Origin of the sequence: Nocardioides sp., assembly GCF_050699375.1 — a bacterium.
Classification (GTDB): Bacteria; Actinomycetota; Actinomycetes; order Propionibacteriales; family Nocardioidaceae; genus Nocardioides.
On the sequence record NZ_JBOHDN010000012.1, the window covers coordinates 1 to 2,712 of the forward strand.

Annotated in this window: 3 protein-coding genes; 2 read left to right on the forward strand and 1 reads right to left on the reverse strand. The window is 69.7% G+C overall.

Annotated elements, in window-relative coordinates:
- Both ACRDPS_RS00555 and ACRDPS_RS00560 read left to right on the forward strand, forming a co-directional pair.
- On the forward strand, window positions 1-1,178 hold a 1,178-nt coding region (locus tag ACRDPS_RS00555; RefSeq protein WP_431499666.1), incomplete at its 5' end, for a MiaB/RimO family radical SAM methylthiotransferase.
- Between the two features lie 108 nt (window positions 1,179-1,286).
- Window positions 1,287-2,222 (forward strand): zinc metalloprotease, encoded by a 936-nt coding sequence (locus tag ACRDPS_RS00560; protein ID WP_431499667.1) that lies wholly within the window; start codon window positions 1,287-1,289, stop codon window positions 2,220-2,222.
- A 75-nt stretch (window positions 2,223-2,297) separates the two neighbouring features.
- Here the strand turns inward: ACRDPS_RS00560 and ACRDPS_RS00565 are convergent.
- Window positions 2,298-2,712, reverse strand: a 415-nt coding sequence (locus ACRDPS_RS00565; protein ID WP_431499668.1) for a hypothetical protein, incomplete at its 5' end; no start/stop codon positions are given.

The window sequence follows — 2,712 nt, forward strand, 5'->3', positions numbered from 1 at the left end:
CGCACAACATCGGCTCGCTCCCGGTGCTCCTCGAGCGTGCCCGGGTTCAGGAGGAGGCGCAGGTCGAGATCCTCGAGTCGCTCGAGGTCTTCCCCTCCACGCTGCCGACCAAGCGCGAGTCGGCGTACGCCGCCTGGGTGTCGGTGAGCGTCGGCTGCAACAACACCTGCACCTTCTGCATCGTGCCCGCGCTGCGCGGCAAGGAGAAGGACCGGCGCCCGGGCGAGATCCTCGCCGAGATCGAGGCGCTGGTCGCCGAGGGCGTCACCGAGGTGACCCTGCTGGGGCAGAACGTCAACGCCTACGGCGTGGAGTTCGGCGACCGGCAGGCCTTCTCCAAGCTGCTGCGCGCGTGCGGTGACATCGAGGGGCTCGAGCGGGTCCGGTTCACCTCGCCCCACCCGGCCGAGTTCACCGACGACGTCATCGAGGCGATGGCCGAGACGCCCAACGTGATGCCGTCGCTGCACATGCCGCTGCAGTCCGGCTCCGACCGGGTGCTGAAGGCGATGCGCCGCTCCTACCGGTCCACGAAGTTCCTCGGCATCATCGAGCGGGTCCGCGCCGCCATCCCGGAGGCCGCGATCACCACCGACATCATCGTCGGGTTCCCGGGGGAGACCGAGGAGGACTTCCAGGGGACCCTCGACGTGGTTCGCGAGTCGCGCTTCTCCTCCGCCTTCACGTTCCAGTACTCCAAACGGCCGGGCACTCCCGCCGCCGACCTCCCCGACCAGATCTCGCCCGAGGTCGTCAAGGACCGCTACCAGCGGCTCGTCGACCTCGTCAACGAGGTCGCTTGGGAGGAGAACAAGAAGAACGTGGGACGTACGTTGGAGCTCATGGTCGCCGAGGGCGAGGGCCGCAAGGACGCCGAGACCCATCGCCTCTCCGGCCGTGCTCCTGACAGCCGACTGGTGCACTTCAACGCCCAGCTCTCGCCGGGGATCGAGCCTGTCGAGATCCGTCCTGGCGACATGGTGAAGGTCGAGATCACCTACGCGGCCCCGCACCACCTGGTTGCCGACAACCCCGTGCTCGAGGTGCGTCGCACTCGTTCCGGCGATGCCTGGGAGGCGCGTCAGGGCCGGTCCGAGCCCGAGGCACCGTCGGTCGGGCTGGGCATGCCCTCGATCGGCGCGCCGCCGCCCCTGCCGGCTGCGCCGGCGTGTGGATGATCATCCGGCGGAGCCCGGGGCGAACAGCAAATTCTTTGGACTACCGTTCCCCCTGAGGGTATTTCTGCCCTAGCCTGAGGCAACTTTGTCTCAGGAAGGGATACCCCCATGTCGATTCCCAAGCTGGTCAACAGAGCGGCGGCGATGGGCGCACTCGGTGTGCTCGTGGCATCTGGCCTGGCAGCCGCAGCCCCCGCAACCGCGGTCCAGGCGGGCGGAGCGGGCGACGCCTGCTTCGACCCGCACGAGGTCGGAGCCGCCCGTGTCGCCGACGGAACCAAGCAGGTCCATGACACCAACCATCTGACCAAGGCGCAGGCGAGCGCCAAGGAGAAGGCGCTGACCGGCGCGCTGGCCGCGAAGGGGGAGAAGAAGGGTGGTGGCGCCGACCTCGGCCCCACGACCATCCCGACCTACGTCCACGTCATCCAGGAGGACGCCTCCACCGGCGCCGTCCCGCAGGCGAACATCGACGCCCAGATCGACGTGCTCAACGCCGCCTACGCTGGCACGCCGTTCTCCTTCGAGGTGGCCGGCCAGGAGGCCACGATCAACCCGGCCTGGTATCCGATCATCTCCGGATCGACCGGTGAGCGGGACATGAAGTCGACGCTGCGCCAGGGCGGCGACAACGCGCTCAACATCTACATCGGCGAGATCGACGACGGTCTGCTCGGCTGGGCGACCTTCCCGACCAAGAACATCGGGTCCCAGGACGGTGTCGTCATCCTCGGGGAGTCGCTGCCCGGTGGGTCGGCGGCGCCGTACGACGAGGGCGACACGGCCACGCACGAGGTCGGCCACTGGCTGCACCTCTACCACACCTTCCAGGGTGGCTGTAAGGGGCAGGGCGACCGGGTCGCCGACACCCCGGCCGAGGCAGCGCCCGCCTTCGGCTGCCCGGAGGGGTCCGACACCTGCACGGCCCCGGGGGTCGACCCGATCCACAACTTCATGGACTACACCGAGGACGCGTGCATGGACGAGTTCACGCCGGGTCAGGTGCAGCGCATGATCGACGGGTGGGTGGCGTACCGCTCCTGATCGTCTTGTGAGAAGCGCCGAGCGCCGGGTCCCTCGGGGACCCGGCGCTCGATCGTTGTGATCAGCGGAGCTGAATCAGTACTGCGACTGGCCCTGCTCGCCGCCCTCGTTGGGCTGCTCGCCGTAGGAACCCTCGGACTGCTGCTCCTCGCCGCCGAACTGGTTGGACTGCTGCTGCTGCTCGCCGCCGCCGAAGCCGCCCTCCTCGGACTGGCCGCCCTCGGAGCCGCCGAAGCCGCCCTCGGACTGCTGCTGCTCGCCGCCGCCGAAGCCACCCTCGCTCTGGCCGCCCTCGGAGCCGCCGAAGCCGCCCTCGGACTGCTGCTGCTCGCCGCCGCCGAAGCCACCCTCGGACTGGCCCTCGGACTGGCCGCCCTCGGAGCCGAAGGACGAACCCTCGGACTGCTGCTCGCAGCCGCCGAAGCCGCCCTCGGACTGGCCACCCTCGCTCTGGCCCTCGGAGCCGTAGGACGAGCCGCCCTCGCTGGAC

Coding starts and splice junctions, on each gene's coding strand:
- ACRDPS_RS00560 (WP_431499667.1), top strand. CDS start 1,287: ATGTCGATTCCCAAGCTGGTCAACAGAGCGGCGGCGATGGGCGCACTC.